Consider the following 22012-nt stretch of genomic DNA (forward strand, 5'->3'; position numbering starts at 1 on the left):
TTGTTTTTGTTTTGCTTTTTGTCTCTTTTTTCGGTTTCGGTTTAACTGCCGTCATCTTTTTTCCGCAGCATGCCATAAAGGGTTCCTTGTTAGTTGTTATTAGTAATTGGCTATTAGCAATTAGCCATTAGCTGATAGCTATGAGACAAATGCTTGCCTTAACTATTATCTTACCTAAAACAAAAAACGCCGTTCAAGTTAATATGAACAGCGTAGATTTATATTGCCGGTTGATGACATAAACATATTCCAATCCAATCGCAGATCAGACCGGTAATTAAAGAACATTGTACCTGTATCAACGGGCATTAGCAAATATTATTATTTATTTATTTTCTTTTCCGATTTAGGAAAAATGGGGGCTTGATAATAAACTAATCTAAAGTAATAAAAGTACAGATTACTGTCAAGCTATTAATATTATATAATTGTTAATTATGAGAAAATTCTGACCCCTTAGATCTTACTAAGGGGCCAGCTTCGCCTATATTTTTACTTCATCAGCATAATTTTACGAACCGCGCTGAATGCATCTGCGTTCATGCGGATAAAGTAAACACCGCTTGCCACAGATGAAGCATTCCACTCAACTGTATGATAACCGGCTTCTTTCACTTCATCAACAAGAGTCGATACCTTTTGACCCAACAGATTGTAAACAACAACCTGCAAGCGTGCCGCTTTAGGCATGGCAACCTGCAAACGTGTTGATGGGTTGAACGGATTCGGGAAGTTTTCGCTCAACGAAAATTCTTTAGGCAATGTTCCGCCGTTAAGAACTTTAATATTTAACTTGCTGTTTCCGGTTTTCGTGAATTGAGCCGAGCCGGTGCCGACAAGTTCTTTCGTCTTGAATGTTTTACCGTTGTTGTAATCGGCAAGAACGAATGACTTACCGGTTTGATCTTTGATGTTCCAACTAATTGAGAGCGGGCTGTTTTCCGTATTGATCGTTATCGGATACTCAACCGGCTCAACAATATTTTTCGCGTATGTAGCAACAATGCCGCCTGTTCCAAAACGCGCGTCGAACGATGTTGCTTCCATAGCTGCCGGCGGTAATTCGAATCGGTTCAGATCGATTTTTCTCTCGGCATCTTCGCCAAAATAAAGGACCTGATTGTTACCGTCACGATCGCTGATTGTAATAGTATTGAAATCAACGATTATTGGAACAGCGGGATTGAATTTCGCCAAACCGCCTCCGGTGTTCATAATAAGATAACCATTTTCTGTTGCTTTCACCCAATAACCAAATGTAGGTTTTATTGTGTCACTGATCTGGTATCCGCCTTCGAAACGGAAGAAGGTACTGAGCGTGTTTGTTACAGGTAATACAGAGAAATCAGCAGCTAAGGCATTCGCCGAAAGCGCACCGACCATATTCCATCCTTCTACTATTGCAAGCGTATCAAGCGTGCGCGGTTTGCCGATCTGGCGCACAGTTTTGGTTGCGGGAAATTTCATCCAGTAACCTTTTTGGATGTTGAGTTGCGTTGTAGATTTGTAGGTGCCTTCATAATAAAATGCATTACCCGTAAAGCCCGGGAATAAATTTGAAAGCGCGTAATTTGCCGATGGCTCTTGTGTTTTGGGAACCGAGACCATATTCCATCCGGGCGGGAATGTGTACGTATCTCCAACACCACGAAAATCTGAATTTGTTCTAGGGTCAATATTCCAACGATTTACGCTGTAATATATTATACCGATGAGGGTGTCAATTTTATCCCCTGTATGGAGAATTTTATTTTTTATTCCTGCGCTTGTATCCCCTGCTATTACGCCGTATGAATGTAAACCATCAGCGTTCACATAAATCGGATTTGAGCTGTTATCAACTTCATAGATTTGGGGATCGGAAAAATATGGTGCCGCGTTATTGACAGTGAGGTTGACAAACTTTACTAACATACCTTCCCACTGTTCCGCGGTTGTTGAAGCTGAGGCAAAAGTACTGGTTGTCAGTAGAACAGGATCTGGGACTTTACGTCCCGTTGCAAGAAGTGTAACATCTGAGACATTGTACAATTGTGTAACATTGTCGTTCTCGCTTACATACGCTTTAAAACGAATGCTATCGCCTTTCATATACCCGCGCAGAACAGAATCGGCAGCAGCCACCCAAATACCGCTCCATGGAGTGTTACCGGTTTGGATATACCAAACACCTGTACCCGTTAAACTTGAATGGGGTGTTTTCATCAAATCCGTTGTATCCGCAGTTATAGTCCCCGACACTGTAACTTGACCACCGTAGTACGGACTTCTGCCGTTTTTATAAGGAGTGTATTGAACATCTTTAACACTCATTGGACCATCGATAACCTTATAGAAGAAGAATCCTTTACTCGTGTCGGTACTGAACCTGGGATCTGAATTGGCAAGTATCTGTTCATTGCCTACTGTATCAATTCCTTTAAAGAAATATTTTACTTCAGTCCCCGCCGGATACGGATTGTACTCTGAATCGATAATATATGATTGATAAGTTGAATCTGAAGTTACCATAGTCATCGTATCTGCAACCCATGGTCCGTTGTTGATGCTTTTAATTAAAACTGCTCTATATATTCCGAAACCACCTTGGTTATATCGAACCGTTGCTTGGACGAGTACACTGTCGAGTGAAGTAACTGCAACCGGATATCTACGATGATATGTAACCGTGGGTAATGAAATACCTAAAACAACATCACCATAAAATAGTGGAGCAATACGGTATCCTCGTTCACCTTCCATCCCGCTAGCTGTCGTTATAAATCCTCGTATTGTATCCACCCGCTGCCCAACAGTTGGAAAAGTTGCTTGCCAAACAGGATCCGGACCGAAAGGATGATCTGTTGGGGATCCGAAAGTGAAATATCGGGAGCAATCGTATGTTGAAATTTGATTCCCGGATGCATCAACCATACTTATTGTGCCACGACTTGTATTGATGCGCGCATCGCAAGTTAAATTTACCAATTCAACCAGCATACCTTCGTATTGTTCCCCGCTTGTAAATTTAACAGCTCCACCCGGAGATTGGCCAACATAGAAATCAGAAACATTCTTCCGGATCGGCGTAGGCAGGGCAGCTTTACCCTTAAAAGTAATCTCAAATCCTGGAAGAGGTTTTAGCTGGGTTGCACTATATAATTGTCCGGCTGGAAACTCCTGGACCACGCCGGTAATTAATATCCTGTCACCTTGCTCAAGATTAAAATAACCTGCGGAGACCATTGCGGCAGAGTCTGCGTTTTCTGAACGCGCGAGAAGTCCACCCCATGAGCTCACTACTGGAAGTGTGTCGTACAACAATAATGTTTTTCCTCGCGCCGTATATGTAATAACATTTGTTGGAACTACTACAATCGCATCCACGGTAACAGTATCATCATTGGCTGAAACTGTTCGTACACGATCGGCGGCTTGCAATTTCCACTGTGCAGTGTTACTTATTGGCAGTGTCTCTGCAAGTGTGAGAGAATCTTGCGGCACCAATTGAATATCACGTACAGAGACAAGCGGTGTCTCTACCCAAGTGTTTGTTAGTTTGTTGAATCGCTTTATTGTCTTATGCTCTGCGGCTTGTAAATTCATCGCGAACAATGTAACAAGAGCTAAGAATAGCAATCGTTTCATAGAGGGGCTCCTAGAAGTTTTAGGTTGTGTAATGATGATTTTGTTATCGTTGACAGTATCGGAATATATTGAATTTAAGAAAGTAAAATGGAATATTCAACTTTTTTCCAAAGATTTTTGAATATTTTTAAAATTTATTTTGAAGACGAAATCTATCTTCGGGTTCCTGATTTACCTGTTAGGATGAGATGTTCAAAAAATTAGTTCATCTTTATTTGTGGGTGATAACGCACAGTAAGTATAATCTGATGCCAGCGTGAAAGTAATTTATTGTCATTTTGGGATAAAAATGAGGAATATTGAATGGTAAGTGGACCACATACTTGAGATGAAGTCCACTTACATATTTTCTTATTTTACAAGAAGCATACGTTTCATACTCGAATACTCACCGTTATTGACAATGAGCCTGTAGAAGTATACACCGCTGGAATGCTTCGTTGCATCCCAAGTAACTTGATAAGTACCTTGTTGCATTTGTTCGTTGACGAGCGTAGCTATCTCCTGACCGAGAAGATTAAACACTTTCAAAGATACATATCCGGAATTCAATATCCGATATTCGATATTGGTGTTTGGATTGAACGGATTAGGATAATTTTGGTTGAGTACAAAATTTGTCGGTAGCAAATCGTAACCGGGACCTGAAACATCGGTGATTGTTCCGAAGTCGGCATTGTTGCGCGGTACAAATTTATAACTGTTGAAGCTGTAATAAATAATACCTGTCAACGTTGAGATATGATCTCCGAGCTTAATGAGTGTCTTCCCGCCGGCTGTATCACCCGGAATATTTGTGTAACTATTTTTTCTGCTTTGTTGAACAAGCACAGGTCCGCTTCCGTCATCAACCTGATATTCAGTCGGGTCAGCAAAAGTAGGATTAATGCTGGTAACGGTAACATTATTTAAACGAACAAGCATCCCTTCATAAGATTCGGCAACAGGGTCGCCATTGCCGGCGCTGGAACTGATTGAGGATGATTGTAATTCAACCGGTGCAGGTGTTTGATTACCGGTTGAATGAATTGTTACTACAGTAATTCTTTGTAATTTGGTTACATCATAATCTTCGGCAACAGATCCTGTTACAGTTATGCTGTCTCCGTTCCTCAAAGATTTTAGAGCGCTTAGCGTGTCGGAGAACCAGATACCGCTCCACGGAGAATTACCGGATTGCATATACCATGTACTTGTGCCACCGGATGGTTGAGTAATGTCAAGATGATCTATATCGGCAGTGACTATACCCGATAATGAAACAACCGCACCGAGATATGGTGTTCTTCCGTTCGTGAACGGTGTGTACTGCACATCCTGAATAGTCAACGGTCTGTTCAAAACATTATAAAAGAAAAATCCTTTAGATGTATCAGACGAAGCACCACCGAAAGCGGAAGATGCTAGTGTCGTCATTTGCGCTGGTGTATCATCATCAACTGCCTCTATGAAATATTTTACAAATGTATTTTCGGGGAATTGGGGAATTGTAGCGTTGTATGTGCTATCGGATGACTTGTATGTCATCAGCAAAGAAACGAATGCGGCATTATCGACGCTGTATTTCAAAGTTACGGATGATATTTTTCTGTCCGGTGCAAGAGTGTATGCTCTCACCGAAATTTTAGCGGAGCTGTCAGATGGAACAATAATCGGATTCCGTCGGTGCGTTGTGATCGATGGAAGCACTTTGCCGAAAACAATATCACCGTAATAAAGCGGACAGATACGATATCCGCGCGCTGCTTCGGAACCTGAATTAATAGTTATGAATCCACGTATTGTGTCAATCTTCGATGCTATGAAAGAAGGTGACTCATATATAGCAGTCCAAATCGGATCTGGATAAGGATGGTCAGTCGTTCCACCTGCCTTCGTGAAATATTTAGAAGCATCCAGCATAGTAATCTGATTATTACTTGCATCGATCATACTGAATGTACCGCGAAGCGTATTCACTTTTGCATCAATTGTTAGATTCGTTAATTCCACAACCATTCCTTCGTACATCTCACCTTTAGAATACCAGATTTTTCCACCTGAAAATATTCCGGTATAAAAATCAGAAACATTCTTCGATATCGGAGTCGGTAGTGCCTTGCTTCCGATTATCTCGATCGCATATCCTTTAACCGGCTGAAATTGCGTGGCACTATTCATTGAAGTTGTTGGATACTCTGATATCAACCCGGTGATTCTAACAATATCACCAGCTTCAGGATTCATGAAACCATCTTGAATTGCAGCAGCTGTATCATTTATCCCTGCCGACAAGTTATAATTTACACGCACCAATAATCCGCTCCACGATTGATTATCGCTTGTATCTCTTAACAACATTGTAAACCCCTTGGCAGTATAAGTAATAACCTTTGCAGGCACTATTACTAATCCTGTTACAACCACAGTATCACCCATGTGATCTGAGGTTTGCAATGTCCATCTTGCCGGGACAGTGTTTTGCAACTGATCTGCAACCAAGAGTGAATCTTGATGTACTTGCTGCACCCATTGGACTGAAACTTCGGGGTAAGCTGCCCAGCTATTCGTTAGCCTGTTATATCGTTGTATCATCTGAGGTTCACCAGCATATAATCCAACCGAAATCAGAAGTAATACGAAAATTAGTAATGTTCTATTCATTTTTAATCCTTTTATATGTAATCAGTTTAAATCTATATTAATCTGCGTAATCAAATATAAGCAAATAACATAACATTTCAGATTAGATAATTTTAACGAGAAAATAATTCTTTCCGCCTTTTCTTAAAACAATAAATTTGCCGTGGTATGCGTCGGTAACTAAAACTTTTTTCTCAACTTCGGCCACGCGGATATTGTTCAAATAAATTCCACCACCTTGAACAGCCCTGCGGGCTTCCCCTTTTGATTTAACAACCGTGGCAGTAACCATCAACTCGATAAGCGGAATACCTTCGCCGTCTAATTGATTTTTACCTATTTCAACAGACGGAACATCGCTGAAGATGTCTAAAAGTTCCTTCTCACTGACATCTGCAATTTCACCGCCGAAAAATATTTTCGTCGCTCTTTCTGCCTGTGCCAGGGCGGATTCACCATGAAGCATTTTTGTAACTTCCTGCGCCAGAATTCGGTGTGCTTCCCTTTTTTCAGGAGCCACTTTTACTGATTCTTCTAATTCTGCTATTCTCTCTTTCTGTAAGAGCGTGAAGAATTTTAAATACTTCACAACATCCCTATCATCGGTCGTAATCCAAAATTGATAAAATCGATAAGGAGAAGTCAGCTCCGAATCGAGCCAGATTGTGCCGCCTTCAGTCTTTCCGAATTTGACACCACCCGATGTCGTTATTAACGGATAAACAATCGCGTACGATTCGGCACTTCGTAGTCTCCTGATTAAATCGATACCAGAAGTAATATTCCCCCACTGATCGCTGCCTCCCATCTGAAGCGTGCATTTGAAAAGGTCGAACAATTTAAGGTAATCGTACGATTGCAATATAGAATAGCTGAATTCGGTAAAAGACATCCCCTGCTCTTTTTCTAAACGCGATTTGACAGAATCCTTCGCAAGCATTTCGTTGATCGAAAAATATTTCCCAACGTCTCGGAGGAATTCCATCAACGAAAGTTTTGTGAGCCAGTCTGCGTTGTTCACCAATTTCGCGGGATTCGTTTTTGAGTCGAAATCTAAGAATCGCGCAAGTTGTTTCTTGATACCCTCTAAATTGAACGCAAGGTCTTCAAGTGTGAGAAGTTTTCGTTCCTGCGATTTACCGCTCGGGTCACCCACCATACCGGTTCCGCCACCTGCGATTGCAATAGGAATATGACCGGCTCTCTGCAAGTGAACAAGTCCCATAATGGGTAGCAGCGAACCAACGTGCAAACTGGGTGCGGTCGGATCGAATCCGATGTACGCGTTTACCTGACTTTCGGCTAAATGTTTTTCAATCCCCGGCGTTGAAGTATGGATAAAACCGCGCCATTCTAGCTCTTTATAAAAATCTTTCATTCAAAATCTTTCGTCAATTTAATTTTTAGTATTTGATAAATTACAATCTTCGGATTGAAAAAACAAATACAATTCTTGCACGGTTTTAAAAAATGTTTTATCTTTACAAATTCGTTTTAAATAATCGATACAGATAATTTCTGATAGAGATATCTGAAAAATTCTTTAACAATAAGAATACTCGTCACGCTGAGCTTGTCGAAGCGTGAATTTGGATCAAACTGTCATGGTTCGACAGGCTCACCATGACTGTTATTCTATTTTTCAGAAGTTGCTACTAACAAGCCAGAGCTTCGGATTTCTAAGTTTAAAAATACTACCAATTAACTAATGACTAATAACAAATGACCGATAACTAAAATGGCTCTACGAGAAGAAGAACCAAAATTACCAAGAAAATATTTATTGCAGAAAGGAATCCCTTTATTCCTGCTCGCTGTATTAGTGTCTATCATTTTCCATTTTCTGACACACGCTCTGTTCGGGAGTATAATCGGCAAATCGAATTTAGATATTGCCGGAAGTACTGAATTCGTAACCAACTATCATCCGGTTGCTGCGGCTGCCGGAACAATTGTCACGCTCATTGTCGCGTTTGTTTCTTTTTGGTATTTTTTACACAATCCGCAAAACCTCTTCGCCGCTTCAATGGCATTCGTCAACGCGAGCATGCGCCTTACCGAAATTGTAACCGTGTTCATTCAAATGCTGATCTATAAGAAAACAACAGTCATTGCAGACGAATCGATCTGGCTTTCGCTCATTCATTTTAACAATCCAACGCCGATTATTGTTTTACTATGCTTCTTATCTCTTGTGATTATATTTTTGACAATCATCATTGTACACGACTCAAGATGTATTCCGTACAAATGGGGAATAGCGTTGATACTTTTTATTCTTCTGATACCACTTGAAAATTTTATATGGACACTCTTGAGGTTACTGGTTGCCTGACAATGCCAACACTTTATTTGCCGCTTTAAAACCACTCATAACAGCCCCCTCGATAGTTGCCGGCAAGCCGGTATTTGTCCAATCCCCCGCGATGAAAAATCTTTTAATTTTAGATTCCGTCTCCGGTCTGATATGTTCGATGTCAACAGACGCGGAGATTGTTGCTCTCTTTTCGCGAATAACAAGTGAATCAATCACTTTTATATTTTTGCTTTGAGGATATATCAGTTGAATATCCTTCAAAGCTAATTTTATGATTTCATCATTGGCGAGATCAACATAATCATGCGCGGCGCTTATTACACCGGAAATATATCCTGTCTGGTTTTTTGATGTTATGATGCGCCTCCGATTAAAAAACCAATGAAAATTTCGATCGATCAATCCTATTGAATCGAGATCCATAAAATCTTTTTCGTACCACAGATTCACCGAAACAATAGGTGAGTTCTGAATTTTACCGATATCGCAAAACGGCTTTTCTTTTCTCCATTCTTCAGGAATGATTTCCGACAAAGCGTAATTAGTAACCGCGCTAACAACTGATTCTGCTTCGAGGGTCTCACCATCCCGCGTGATTACACCTTTGATCTCTCCCTCTTTTAAGAATAATGATACAACTTGTCTGTTTAAAAATATTACCGCGCCATGGTTTTTTAAAAATCGGATTGCCGGTTCAGAGTAAAGTTCAGACTGACCAACTTTTGGAGTAAGGATTGCCGAATCATTTTTTGAACCGAGGAATGTCGATCTCAGCGCACGGGCAAATAACAGTGCCGAAGCGATTTTTGGAGATTCATTCATAATCGATACTGCTATCGGATGCCAGAAATATTTTAGCGCGTTTTCCGATTGCCCTAACGATGTCAACCATTCATCGATATTTTGCTTTTCTAAGCGTCTCTCTGTTGAACTTGTCCAATTATTTATTGCAACCCCTACACGCAATAATTTAAATCGATCAATCGGACGTAAATGTTTGTAATCGAACAGCCCCAAAAGCAAATTAAACGGTCGCGGCAATTCCTTCAATAAAAATTCGGATTGACCTTTCATCGCATCAAAAAAAACAACTTTAGATCTTTCTTGATATGAAACCAGATGTCTGGTGCCGATTAAATCTAAATAGTCTAAAAGATTATGGTAAGCGCCAACAAGCAGATGCTGACCGTTATCTACAACATCTCCTGTGGTTTTATCTACGAATGAATAACATCTTCCTCCTAATCTCGGCGCTTGCTCAATTAGAACTATTTTCTTACCAACCCCGGCAAGTTTTACCGTAGCGGCTAAACCGCTTAAACCTCCACCAATAATAATCGAATCGTACACTACCTTTTCTATGAAGTTAAATTTTTTCGGAAGGTTGCATGGACTAAAGACCGAACATTCGCTGTTTAACCCAGTATTTGACAGCGATTAAAAACTGGATTGTGCGGGGAATGTGTACTGATGAATCAAACACTTTGTAATCGATTTGCTTAATCCGTAAAAGGGTGTGATAATAAATCCGTTCCATTATTTTCGCCGCGAACATCACCCTCTTATCTTCTCTTGGCAGTGAAGCTTTAGCCATCCGGAAATATTCTTCCGCCCGCTCGGTTTCAAATTCCATCAATTTTATGAACGATTCGTTGTACCGGTGCGCGAACAGATCTTCTTCGGCGTAGCCGAATTTTTTAAGATCTTCTACCGGAAGATAAATTCTCCCGTAACTCGCATCGATACCAACGTCTCGGATTATGTTTGTTAACTGTAGCGCGATTCCGAGATTTATGGCATACTCCCGGGTTTTATCATTGCGAGGTCCGAATATTCCTAAGCTCATCAATCCGACCGATGATGCAACCAAATAGCAATAATCTTTTAGCTCTTCAAATGTATTGTATCGGTTTTTTATCAAATCCATTTCAACACCTTTGAGCAACTCAAAAAAATGTTGAACAGGAATATGAAACCGTTTTGCAACAACATTTAATTGGTTCAAAATCTGATATGTTGACTCTCCTTTGATGGCGTTTTCTAATTCACATCGCCATTTTTGCAGGAGTGCTATTTTGGATGAACGGTCTTTTTCATTGTCAACTATATCGTCGGTGGTGCGACAAAAGGCATACACAGTTTTCAGCGCTTCTCGTTTTCTTTTTGGAAGAAACGAAAAAGAAAACGCAAAACTTGATTTGCTTTCCTTTAGCTGTCCGATATTTGTTAACGCTATGTCAGATCCCATTGTTCTTTTTTGGGCTTTTTCTTTTTGTAAAAAGTTAAATCGTTATAAATTAAACCTCTTGTTAAGATAAGGAAGAGGTCTTTCATTCGCAATTTCGGACGTTTATTCCATACATCATATTTCTGTTTTTCTATTTTTTTTAATATCGCCATGCCGCCGAACCAAATTAATTTTAATTCTAACTGCAAATCGCGGGTAACCAGTGCCGGCAACTCTGCCCCGAGGTAAAACATTTCTCTCGTTCTCTCAACTTCAAACTTCATCAGTTCCTTAAACCTATCGTCAATCACTCTATTATTCCATTTATCCAGTGCATAATTATGTCTCTTCATATCTTCACATGGAATATACAATCTGTTCTTCTCTTTATCGATCTTCACATCTTGCCAGAAATTCGCGAGTTGAAGTGCCGTGCAAATATGATCTGATAATTCGAATAATTTCTCATCACGGTAATTGAATATTATTAGCACCAGTCTACCCACCGGGTTAGCAGAACATTTACAATAACTTAAAAGGTCATCAAATGTTTCGTATCTATTCTGAACAACATCTCTTTTAAATGCCGTTAACAAATCCCGCAGCGGTTCAATTGGAATATCAAGTCGCTTGACTGTATCTTTTAGCGCTATAAAAATCGGGTGAGATGCTTCACCCTCGTAGCATTGCTGAAGTTGCCTCTCCCAGTTTTCTAATAGCGCCAATCGTTCATCGCTTGTCCTCTCTCCTTCATCGGCATAATCATCAGCGACCCTACTGAAAGCGTAAATCGCTTGAATGTATTGTCGCTTTTCATGCGGTAAGAAAAAAGAGGCGACCGGAAAGTTTTCGTAATGTGTTCCGGTGATAACGGAACAATAATCGAACGATTCTTCGAGTGTATAATTCTTTGTGGAATCAATTGAATACTTCGATTCCTCAGGTTTTTTCAAGATGTGTTCAGATTCCTTCACTGAAAAAAATACTAAAAAACGAGCGAAAGTCAAAAGATTGATTTATTCGACATAAAATGTTAAAAGAGATAAAAAAAGGCGTCCCTGATTTTTATGTATTGGAATTATCTTGATTAACCAATTTTTATGACATCATCACCGAATTTTTTTCGAAGTGAATCAAGCGCTTTCATTGCACTATCTTGTTTGTCGGTGTTTGTGAATAAGTCTTGCGTCAGTTCATTCTCGTTGACAAAATCTGATAAACCTACACCAATCAACCTGACCTTCCTCTTTCCATCATGAAGTTTTCCCAGTATACTTTTCGCCACATCGAATATATCCGGATCGAAGTTTGTCGGTTCAATCTTTCTTTGTTTTGAAAAAGTTTTAAAATCGCTTGTTCTGTATTTGACTGTTACTGTAGTCGATTTCAAGGATTTCCTCCTTAACGAACTGCAAACACCTTGAACTAATTCGTGAAGAATCTTTTCCATTTCACCGATATCTGAAATATCTTTTGAAAAGGTTTCCTCTTTACTTATACTTTTTGCGGTATGCTCAACTTCTAACTGCGATGAACCAATTCCATGCGATGCTTTGTATATCCAGTCACCATTCATCCCCAATAAATCACCAAGCGATTTCGGATTTGCCATTTGCAAATCGTTGACAATCTGAAATCCATTTCTCTTTAACAACTCTTCCGTCTTCTTTCCAACACCCGGAATAACTCCGATCGGTAGTGGAGCTAAATATTTTTCTTCCGTCCCGTGAGGTATAAACGTTACACCGTTCGGTTTCACCTGATTGACAGCGATTTTTGCGACTAGTTTATTCGAAGCAAGCGCGATTGTGCATGGGAGATTGAATTCCTTATACACAAGCTTATGAAGTTCAATCATATATCCCGGCAGGTCATTTTCATAAAGCGATTCGCATCCGGTAAAGTCCAAATACATCTCATCGATAGATGCTCTCTCGACAACCGGTGCAATATCCAGCATCCGCTTGTATAATCGATTTGAATATGATGAATATTCAGAATGATGACCATGGACTACTGTTAACTGAGGACAAAGTCGCAGTGCCTGGGCAGTAGACATTGCGGAATGGATTCCGAATTTTCGTGCTTCGTAAGAAGCGGAAGCAATAACTCCGCGACCTTCGGCATCACCGCCCACCACAACCGGTTTCCCGAGCAAAGATGGATTGGTAATTCTTTCGACCGAGACAAAAAAGCAATCCAAATCAATGTGAGCGATATTTGTTTTCATAATTAATGGTTTTGAACCAAATTTTACATCTTCGATTCGTCCACTACAATCCATTTACCTTTTATTCGCTTAACCTCTCCTATGTTTTCCTTAATCCAATCTTTCTCAACATCGATCTTTTTCACAAGATTATTTTTGCCGTACGAGATTACCTGAGTGATCCCCGAATTGATTATCATTCTTTGACAAAGTTTGCATGGTTCCGCATCATCCATCAGAGATCCGGTCTTAACATCTATACCCATCAGATAAAGTTTTGCATTCATCATATCGAGACGCTTTGAATGTATGATGGCATTCTGTTCGGCATGAACCGATCGGCACCACTCGTAATGTTCACCCCGCTTTGCATTCCGTTTTTCTCGGAGGCAGAAATTTACATCGATACAGTTCACCGTACCGCGTGGCGCTCCGCAATATCCGGTCGATATGATTTGGTCGGTCTGAACGATGACAGCACCATATTTGCGGCGTAAACATGTTGATCGCTCGGCAACCTCACGAGCGATATTAAGGTAATATTCATCTTTACTGATTCTTGCCATTATTATTCTCTTTTTATTTGTAATCGTTTGTAAAAAGGTGACCGGGGGATTAAAGAAATACGTTTTCTTGTGGAATGATTTTAATCATTTGTTTTATTAAATGCAATATTCCCTCCATCGGATTTGTATCATTTGCATCTTGGATTGAAGTTAAATAGAACTTAACCAGACAATTAATCTTCAATGAATCGTCGTTCGCATGAACAGCGACTTGAATGATAAACTTAAATTATGATTTCTATTTTTCATTCCAAATTTGAATTTTCCCAGAGCGAATCATCCTCAAACGTTCTGCTGCCAGACCATCGGAATTCGTTTTCAAAAATCTCTCGTAACAATATGCTGACCTCTCGAATTCCCTTCGCTCAAAATAATAGTGCCCTAGATTATAATACATCTCCGGGCAAGCGACTGTGCTCTTATTCAATCCATCCAATCCCACTTTTACGGCATCTGCGAACCAGTCGTTGTAATAATAAAATGTAGACAACCCTAATTCTGCAAGCGGGAAATAATGCTGCTTAAATTTCAACAATGGAAAACTACTAGGGTATGGAGCATGTAATATTTTATCCGCTGAATTCTGTGCAACTGAGTCGTTCATCGTTTCTAATGCCGGTATATCCGCAGCGTAACCTTCCTTTAAATAAACTGCCGCCAACTCATCGACATAGGTCAACCGCCACATTGTATCGGAACGTAGATAATGCACCCATAGAAATTCATTTTGATACGGAAATATTATTATCTCGGGTTTATATTTATCGATGATAGGTTTCTTATCGATTTGATTCCAAAGAATAGAATATTGATAGAACATTTCTTCGCCTATCACTTCGGTTCTGCCGTCTATAAAAATCTTTTGAGGTAGCGCATAGATTAAGAAACCACCGAAATTAAAGTGATTTAAAATTTTGCCATCCAGATGATTATCGGTTAAAAACTTTGCGGCTTTTACCGGCAGCATCTGATTATTGAATCGATAACCAAATCGGTCATTGGAACGGTAATTTATGTAGTATACATTTGTAACAACGGAAATAACCAAAACTAAGGAGATTATTATGATCGCAACATTCGATAATGTTTGGAAACCTCCGGGGTTAATTTTCGCAATGATTCGTTTGAGAACATTATCCTTACCGGTTGGTTCAGATGCAAATGAAGTTACAGATTGTAATCCGATTATTGTCGCAGGCGTGATTGCGAAAATAAAGAAACCGATATTTCTTACGGCTGTTGAGGCAAGATAAAGGAAGAATCCGAATATTAATAACTCCTGAAGTTCTATCGTACGCAGTCTTCGAACGAAAGATAATACACTGACTATTAAAAAGAGGTGAAACCAAATCAACGGCTGTATCAATACAAATCTTCCGTTCATGAAATAACTATCGGTGCTTAGTGGTGACACCAATTCAGAGATCGCGTCTTTAAAAACATTGTGTGTTTGTAAAAGCTGAAACTGTTGGAGCGGTAACGACACCCCTTTAATAAAATAGGGATTCACAAAACAAACCACTAAAGAAAGAACGGCAAAAAGTGAAAGACGCAGGGGGATTTTCCGTTCACGATATACAGCACCAAGCAGGTAAGAGGCGATGACGACTAAACCGAGTATAAATAATGAATGCGTATTCACCCACAACAACATAATTATCGGTAATGCGAAAAGATATTTCCCTTTGGATTTATCATTATTTTCCAGAACCATAAGGAGGATGTTAAAATATATCCATGAAAATATATTCGGACGTTGTTCAAAGAAAACCGCCACCGATGTTATTGAGAGGAACAATATGAACTGCCAATTTTTAAACTCGTTTAAGCTTCCCTTAAGTTGAATTCTGACAAGAAGTAAAGAAAACGACAATAAGATCAGAAGAGCATTCGTCAGAACAAGACCGAATTCACCTGATAGTTTGTGAATGATTGCGGTATAAACCTGAAACAGCCAATGCAAATCGATATAATTCTGGTTCCCCGATGTGTATGTGAATACATCGTTTCCGGGAAATTGATAATTTTCCAATATCCATCTGCCTGCACGGATATGGAATCCGATATCCGGACTATAGATTTCACGGAAAGCAAACACGATAATAAGAATTCCGAGTATAAATAATAATATTCTACTTGATATTTTGTGAAGGTTGGTCAAAGCTTTCCCTGTCATCATTCATTCTTGTGCTTGAATAAAAAAGCCGTGAATGAATCCTCAAATCGATAAGAAGAAAGAATTCAATCACAGCTAACGATTATTAATTATTGAATATTACTTGGTGAAAATAGATTTGTGCAAGGTTTCCATTTCAGATAATATTTTATCTATTTTTTCTATCTGGGCTTTCGGATAGACTTCGTTCGGCTTCGCTTCCAACGCTTTTTTATAAGCGCCTTTCGCCTCTGCATATTTCTTTTCACTAAGTTGCTTATCTCCAATTTGTATTTCTTCCTCAAAAGTTAGCAGATCGGCACCCGGCATCTTTTTCACTTTAAGCGCCTCACCCGATTCCTGAACGATATACTTTTTAAACGGATCCGGATAACCGACATTCACCGGCTTAAAATATTCATCTTTAACAACACCATCCATATATTTCACAAGCAACTCTTCACCAAGTTTCTTCCAGCGTTTGTAGGTGAGGTCTCCCATCTCACAAGAATATTTTGTCAGATAATTAATTGCTTCTCCACGTGAACTCTTTAAAAGCGCGAGAGCAGTTTTTTCAACCATCTCCTGCTTCGACAAAAATGATCCTTCCAATTCCTGCTGAACATCTTTAATATCATCGATTATCAAGCTATATTTTGGATAAGCAAAATTAGAAACAGAATTGAAAACCCAGAATGCCGATTCCCAAGAAAATTGTCCAAGCGATCCTCTTCCTTTTGCATAATTATATGGAACAGAAGAGATGCTAGTATACATCGGAGTGTAAACGGTCATGTAAGTATCGTCCAAACCGAACCAGAATACGCCACCAACTTCATTCGGAAGAAATGATCGGCATTGACCTATAAAAGAAAATCCTGTTTGCGGGGTTGAGATCGGTCTCTCGTTAAAATATTGTTGCCCCTCATAACTCCAGGTTAGCGGACGCCATCGATATGGTGAGCCGTATGGTCCTGCGGCAACACCTTTTGTCATATCAAATTCTGTTCCTTCAAAATGATCGCGCATAAGTTCCATTACATCGTGTACACTTATTTTCTTTTCTGGTTTTATCCAGACAGGCAGTTGCTCTGTGTTTTCGGCTTTCAAGTATGAAATATATTTCTCCGCCTCTTTATTGACGCGTCGGAAGATCGACCAAACCCTTCCATCACAAAAACGGACTGCGCCAAATTCTAACGGTGCATACGTATCGGAAAAACTGAATTCACTATCTTTTCCGTGGAACCAACCTCGATCTTTTGCATAGCTTATCAGATCGGGTGCATAAAAACAATTATTAGGATCATTCAACGGAAAAGTTCTGATGCGTGCATGATTGGCGTGAGCGGCTATATATCCATCTGGAATTCGCAGAGCTACCCAGAGTGCGCCTTTGATGCCATCGCCGTGTCCGATCATCTCTAATATCCATACTTCGTTCGGGTCTGCAATTGAAAATGATTCTCCCTCACTGTAATATCCGTACTCATTAACAAGGTCTGTCATTATTTTTATTGCTTCGCGAGCAGTTTTTGATCTCTGAAGTCCGAGATATATCAAACTTCCATAATCTATAACACCCTTACTGTTATGAAGTTCTTCCCTTCCGCCAAATGTTGTTTCGCCGATGACAACCTGATGTTCATTCATATTTCCAACAACATTATAAGTTTCGCGGGCTTGCTTTATTCTTCCCAAAAATTTTCCGGTATCCCACTCATAAATATCCACCATTGCATTATCGGGATAAACAGCCGCGGGGAAATGATACAACTCTCCATAAAATGTGAACGAATCAGCACTGTACGAAACCATCGTTGAGCCATCCTTAGATGCCCCTTTCGTCACAAGTATATTCGTGCAGGCGTTGAGATAAGAGTATAATATGATTGCCGACAAGAGAACAAGAAATATTTTTCGCATATAAATTCCTGAATTAATTGATGAATATTTATCATTTTAATATAAGAAAAAGGATTGAATTCCAACAGTTTTAAACCTTGCAAATCTGCCTTTTTTATCTTATATTTTTATGTACTTATGTCGTGCATATTTAAATGCCCGACATTTTATTTATACGTTTTTTGGCGGAGTAGCTCAGTTGGTTAGAGCAATGGAATCATAATCCATGTGTCGGGGGTTCGACTCCCTCCTCCGCTACCAAATCCTTTCAGGGCATTATTTTGAAAGGATATTATTTTATATTCATCTCATGCAAACGCGTCTTGAAAAAGATAATTTCCCTGTTATTTCAAATTCCCGAGTGTAATATTATTTCCATTACCCGGTTATGACAGAACATAAATTATTCAAAGCATTCCAGCAATTTATCATAGAGAATCGGCTTATTGAGCGAAACGAGAAGATTATAGTTTCGGTCAGCGGTGGAATTGATTCTATGACTCTTTTGAATCTGATGCTCGAGTTTAAAAATAGAATGAAACTTACAATCGGGGTTGCACATTTCAACCACCAACTCCGTGGCAGTGAATCGAATGAGGATGAAGCATTTGTCCACGATTATGCCAAGAAAAGAAATATTCTCTGCTTCATTGAAAGCGCCGATACAAATCAGATCTCCGAAGCAGAAAAACTTTCGATCCAGGAAACAGCAAGGAATTTGCGTTACAATTTTTTTTCCAAAATCCGAAAATCTTTAGGATACCAAAAGATTGCGACTGCTCACAACGCTGATGATAATGCCGAAACAATTTTATTCAACATTTTTCGCGGGACCGGAATACACGGTATGACCGGCATTCCTATTTTCAGAAAAGACCAACTCATAATTCGTCCGCTATTATTCGCGTCCAGAGATGAAATAACAAGTTACGCGACGGAGATGAACATCCCATTTCGCGAAGACTCATCAAATCTTAAAAAAGATTACACCCGAAATTTTATTAGACATGAACTCCTTCCTTCTATTCAGCAGAACATCAATCCGAATGTACGAGGTACACTCTTACGTTCCAGTCATATTTTTACCGGATTGGAAAAGTTCATTTCGACCACAAACAAATCGCTTAAGAAGAAAATCATCCGCTCTAAGACTAAAAATGAAATCATAATCTCGAGACACAGATTTATATCTCTACCCCAGTTTTCGAGAGAACAATTGCTGTATGAAATTACACGGGATTTCTGCAGATCTGAGATAGATTATAGCACCATAATAACAATAATGAAAATTTCCGAAGCCGGGACAGGGACATTTTCTTCAATAGGTAACGATGTCTTGATTTTACGGGATCGTAATAACCTCATTATCCGCCGATGGGAACGTCCACCCGCATTTTATTATCCGATTAGGATAGAGGCCGAGTATAAATTCAACGATTTCAAATTTAAAAGTTCTAAAATATCAAAACCGCGATTTACTCAGAATCGGAACATCGAGTTGATTGATGGCGATCTTCTTGGTAAAGATGTGCATATCCGTTCCTGGCACGATGGAGATTGGTTTACTCCTTTGGGAATGAATCAGAAAAAGAAACTGAGTGATTTTTTTATCGATGAAAAAATACCGTTATTGAAAAAACTTACCATCCCTATTCTTGAATCGGATGGAAGAATTGTATGGGTTTGCGGGATGCGGTTAGATAACCGTTTCAGAATAACGAAAGCAAGTAAAAACATTATTAAATTAGAGTATAAAAGAATAAAAGAACCAACATTATGAAAAAGATTTTAAAATTCGGAACCGATAAATTTGAATTATATCTTTCTGAGGATGTGATCCAAAAAAGAATTAAAGCACTCGCGACAAAAATAAATCGCGATTATAAAGGGCGAGTCCCCATCATCATCGGGATCTTAAACGGCTCTTTCATTTTTATGTCCGATCTGATTAGAAATATTAAAATCGATTGTGAAGTTGATTTTCTTAAACTATCGAGTTATGGCGACGCCAAAATCAGTTCCGGCCATGTTACTCTTTTGAAAGACTTGAATGCCACAATCGGTGGACGAGATATAATTGTGGTTGAGGATATTGTCGATTCAGGCTTATCGATTGATTTTATAAAGAGATTGATATCACTTCACCACCCTAAATCATTGAAGATTGTTTCACTCCTTTATAAAAAACAAGCACTTAAAATTAACGTAAAAATTGATTATATTGGATTCACTATCCCCTCATATTTCGTAATAGGATATGGACTGGATTACGAGCAAAAACAAAGAAATTTGAGGGCGATTTACAAATTAATTGACGATAAGATAAAATGATACATATTAATTATGGAAGAAAATAAAAACAACAAACAGTACGATTCACAGAAGAAAATTCAGCGCCCGCGGAAGCCGCGCATTCCAAAAAAACCGAATAAAAACGACGACGATTTCAATTGGCCCAAAGTGATGAAAGTTGTCCTCAGTTGGTCGGCAATCATTCTGGGAGTTTTCATTATTATGACGCTGTTCCGCTCTCAGGAAGGCACCGAGTACGAACTCGCATATACTGAATATCAAAAATTGCTGAATGAAGGAATGATCTCATCGGCGAATATCAAGAAATCTGAGATAAGTAATTTCGACCTTCACGGCATGTTGAAGAGTCCGACAGATGTTGTTACAACGAGCGGTAAGACTGCTAAAATTGAAAAATTTTTCGTAACCCTTCCTTATCTCGACGGAGAAGTCATTAAGAAATGGAACGAAAAAGAAATTCGGTTCACAATATCTAAAGAAGACAACACATGGATGAACGCACTCTTCAGCGCGATTCCCTGGATTTTATTGCTTGTTGTTTGGCTGATTATCATGCGCCGGATGCAAGGCGTTGGAACAAAAGGAATATTTTCTTTCGGAAAAAGCAGAGCAAAAGTACAAACCGAAGGAGCTCCCAAGGTTACATTTCAGGATGTTGCCGGAGCCGACGAAGCAAAAGTTGAATTGCAGGAGATAATCGAATTTCTAAAAGAGCCGGGAAAGTTTCAACGGCTCGGCGGTAAAATCCCGCGCGGGGTTCTTTTATTAGGACCACCCGGTACGGGAAAAACATTATTAGCCCGTGCAGTTGCCGGTGAAGCCGGTGTGCCTTTCTTCTCAATCTCCGGTGCCGATTTCGTAGAAATGTTTGTTGGTGTCGGCGCAAGTCGCGTACGCGATCTTTTTGATACAGGAAAGAAAAATGCACCCGCAATCATATTCATCGATGAAATAGATGCCGTAGGCAGGCACCGCGGTGCAGGACTCGGCGGTGGACATGATGAACGTGAACAAACATTGAATCAACTGCTGGTTGAGATGGATGGATTTGAACAAAACAGCGGTGTAATTATTATTGCCGCAACAAATCGACCTGATGTGCTCGATCCCGCACTGCTTCGCCCCGGTCGATTCGACCGTCAGATTGTGGTAGATCGTCCCGATGTGCGTGGGCGAGAAGGAATACTGAAAGTTCATACACGTCAGATACCCCTCGCCGATGATGTAAATCTTGCAACATTGGCAAAAGGGACGCCCGGTCTTGCCGGCGCCGATCTGGCAAACCTTGTAAATGAAGCCGCTCTTCTCGCAGCCAGACAAAATCAAAAAGCTGTTTCAATGGTCAACTTTGAGGAAGCAAAAGATAAAGTAATGATGGGTGTTGAGCGTAAGAGTCTCATCATAACTGAAAGCGAAAAGAAAATTACGGCATACCATGAATCCGGGCACGTGCTTGTAGCCAGAATGGTTCCTGAAGCCGATCCGGTTCACAAAGTCACAATCATCCCGCGCGGCAGAGCATTAGGAGTAACGACTTATCTGCCAATCGATGAGAAACATACCTATTCCAAACAATATCTTGAAGCGATGATCACTTACGCTTTGGGTGGTCGCGCTGCCGAAAAGCTTGTCTTCGATCAATTCACAACCGGCGCCGGTAACGATATCGAGCGTGCAACAAATCTCGCGCACAAAATGGTCTGTGAATGGGGAATGAGCGAACGACTCGGTCCGCTTGCTTACGGCACAAAAGAGGAAGAAATTTTCCTTGGCAGAGAAATTACACGTTCTAAGAATTATTCCGACAACACCGCCGTTATTATTGATGAAGAAGTTAAAAAGATCGTCGATAACGGAATGGTCAGAGCCGAACAAATTCTGAAAGACAATATCGATATACTTAACCGTCTCGCAACCGTTTTGCTGGAACGCGAAATCCTCGACGGTGATGAGATAGATAAGATAATTAAAGGTGAAGAACTGCCGCCTATTGAACGAAAAAATAACGCAGAGAAACAATTGCCTGTACCGTTACCTGATGCAGAAGCAAAATAAACCACTCAATGATTTC

At 39.8% G+C, this 22012-nt stretch carries 14 protein-coding genes and 1 tRNA gene; 5 read left to right on the forward strand and 10 right to left on the reverse strand.

What is annotated here, in order from left to right; all coding sequences use genetic code 11:
- Positions 1 to 492 precede the first annotated feature (492 nt).
- The 3 genes from HZB59_00290 to HZB59_00300 form a co-directional block, all read right to left on the reverse strand.
- Positions 493 to 3627, reverse strand: a complete 3135-nt coding sequence (locus HZB59_00290) for a T9SS type A sorting domain-containing protein (protein MBI5019860.1) — start codon at positions 3625 to 3627, stop codon at positions 493 to 495.
- A 351-nt stretch (positions 3628 to 3978) separates the two neighbouring features.
- Positions 3979 to 6270 carry a T9SS type A sorting domain-containing protein gene (locus HZB59_00295; protein ID MBI5019861.1) on the reverse strand — a complete coding sequence of 764 codons (2292 nt, stop codon included), beginning with the start codon at positions 6268 to 6270 and terminating at the stop codon, positions 3979 to 3981.
- Positions 6271 to 6352: 82 nt separating this feature from the next.
- Entirely contained in the window at positions 6353 to 7627 is a 1275-nt protein-coding gene (locus HZB59_00300) for a tyrosine--tRNA ligase (protein MBI5019862.1), read from the reverse strand.
- Between the two features lie 360 nt (positions 7628 to 7987).
- On the opposite strand from HZB59_00300, the gene HZB59_00305 reads away from it, so the two are divergent.
- Positions 7988 to 8584, forward strand: a complete 597-nt coding sequence (locus HZB59_00305; GenBank protein ID MBI5019863.1) for a hypothetical protein — start codon at positions 7988 to 7990, stop codon at positions 8582 to 8584.
- On the opposite strand, the gene HZB59_00310 is transcribed toward HZB59_00305, so the two are convergent.
- The 7 genes from HZB59_00310 to HZB59_00340 all read right to left on the reverse strand — a co-directional run bounded on the left by HZB59_00310 (position 8570) and on the right by HZB59_00340 (position 17649).
- Positions 8570 to 9916, reverse strand: coding sequence for an oleate hydratase (locus tag HZB59_00310; protein MBI5019864.1), 1347 nt, complete (start codon positions 9914 to 9916; stop codon positions 8570 to 8572). The two genes, HZB59_00305 and HZB59_00310, sit on opposite strands and share 15 nt — an antisense overlap.
- A 43-nt stretch (positions 9917 to 9959) precedes the next feature.
- Positions 9960 to 10814, reverse strand: a complete 855-nt coding sequence (hpnD, locus tag HZB59_00315) for a presqualene diphosphate synthase HpnD (GenBank protein MBI5019865.1) — start codon at positions 10812 to 10814, stop codon at positions 9960 to 9962.
- Positions 10799 to 11746 carry a squalene synthase HpnC gene (hpnC, locus tag HZB59_00320; protein ID MBI5019866.1) on the reverse strand — a complete coding sequence of 316 codons (948 nt, stop codon included), beginning with the start codon at positions 11744 to 11746 and terminating at the stop codon, positions 10799 to 10801. Before hpnC ends, hpnD begins: the two co-directional genes overlap by 16 nt.
- A 134-nt stretch (positions 11747 to 11880) precedes the next feature.
- Positions 11881 to 13023, reverse strand: coding sequence for a DNA polymerase IV (gene dinB, locus HZB59_00325; protein ID MBI5019867.1), 1143 nt, complete (start codon positions 13021 to 13023; stop codon positions 11881 to 11883).
- 23 nt (positions 13024 to 13046) lie between these two features.
- Positions 13047 to 13568, reverse strand: coding sequence for a dCMP deaminase family protein (locus HZB59_00330; protein ID MBI5019868.1), 522 nt, complete (start codon positions 13566 to 13568; stop codon positions 13047 to 13049).
- Between the two features lie 238 nt (positions 13569 to 13806).
- On the reverse strand, positions 13807 to 15747 hold the full coding sequence (locus HZB59_00335; GenBank protein MBI5019869.1) for a hypothetical protein: 1941 nt from the start codon (positions 15745 to 15747) through the stop codon (positions 13807 to 13809).
- A 96-nt stretch (positions 15748 to 15843) separates the two neighbouring features.
- Positions 15844 to 17649 carry a C69 family dipeptidase gene (locus HZB59_00340; GenBank protein MBI5019870.1) on the reverse strand — a complete coding sequence of 602 codons (1806 nt, stop codon included), beginning with the start codon at positions 17647 to 17649 and terminating at the stop codon, positions 15844 to 15846.
- A gap of 163 nt (positions 17650 to 17812) precedes the next feature.
- On the opposite strand from HZB59_00340, the gene HZB59_00345 reads away from it, so the two are divergent.
- The 4 genes from HZB59_00345 (at position 17813) to HZB59_00360 (ending at position 21996) form a co-directional block, all read left to right on the forward strand.
- Positions 17813 to 17889, forward strand: a tRNA-Met gene (locus tag HZB59_00345).
- Between the two features lie 127 nt (positions 17890 to 18016).
- On the forward strand, positions 18017 to 19408 hold the full coding sequence (gene tilS / locus HZB59_00350; GenBank protein MBI5019871.1) for a tRNA lysidine(34) synthetase TilS: 1392 nt from the start codon (positions 18017 to 18019) through the stop codon (positions 19406 to 19408).
- Positions 19405 to 19959: a hypoxanthine phosphoribosyltransferase gene (gene hpt, locus HZB59_00355; protein ID MBI5019872.1), complete on the forward strand. Its 555-nt coding sequence runs from the start codon at positions 19405 to 19407 to the stop codon at positions 19957 to 19959. The genes tilS and hpt overlap by 4 nt, the downstream gene beginning before the upstream one ends.
- A gap of 132 nt (positions 19960 to 20091) precedes the next feature.
- Positions 20092 to 21996, forward strand: coding sequence for an ATP-dependent zinc metalloprotease FtsH (locus HZB59_00360; protein MBI5019873.1), 1905 nt, complete (start codon positions 20092 to 20094; stop codon positions 21994 to 21996).
- Positions 21997 to 22012: the final 16 nt, after the last annotated feature.

The organism is Ignavibacteriales bacterium, from assembly GCA_016214905.1.
Lineage (GTDB): Bacteria > Bacteroidota > Ignavibacteria > UBA10030 > SZUA-254 > PNNN01.